The sequence below is a fragment of the Pseudoalteromonas sp. S3260 genome (genome assembly GCF_005886925.1).
GTDB lineage: Bacteria > Pseudomonadota > Gammaproteobacteria > Enterobacterales > Alteromonadaceae > Pseudoalteromonas > Pseudoalteromonas tetraodonis.
This window is the reverse complement of the sequence record NZ_PNCV01000284.1, coordinates 1-293: the sequence shown is the minus strand read 5'-3', so window position 1 is coordinate 293 and position 293 is coordinate 1. Positions and strand designations below refer to the sequence as shown.

The following is a 293-nucleotide window of genomic DNA, read 5'->3' as shown; positions in this document are numbered from 1 at the left end:
ATTTCGCTTGCTAAGTACTTCATCGATTTTCACCTGATTGGCTGCTTGCTGCTGCTCAAGCGATTGTAACGACCATTGTAGATACCCCGTCACCGACGCCAGCGTTAATGCGATAGCCGCAGCGCAACCGATAATCAAAGACTTTGTTGATAAGCGTTGAGTTGCTTTGCCTTTCTCTCCCGCAGCATCATATGTCAAACCAATCACGTCATGCAGTTTATATTCGCTAAAAGCCGCTGCAATTTGTTCTTGTGTATCACTGTGGGTCAAATCCAGCAAGGCAGTCGTGCCCT

Annotated in this window: 1 protein-coding gene; it reads right to left on the bottom strand. The window is 47.1% G+C overall.

What is annotated here, in order from left to right:
- The coding region (locus CWC14_RS18495; RefSeq protein ID WP_138564343.1) for a hypothetical protein at positions 1-279 on the bottom strand (279 nt) is incomplete at its 3' end.
- Positions 280-293: the final 14 nt, after the last annotated feature.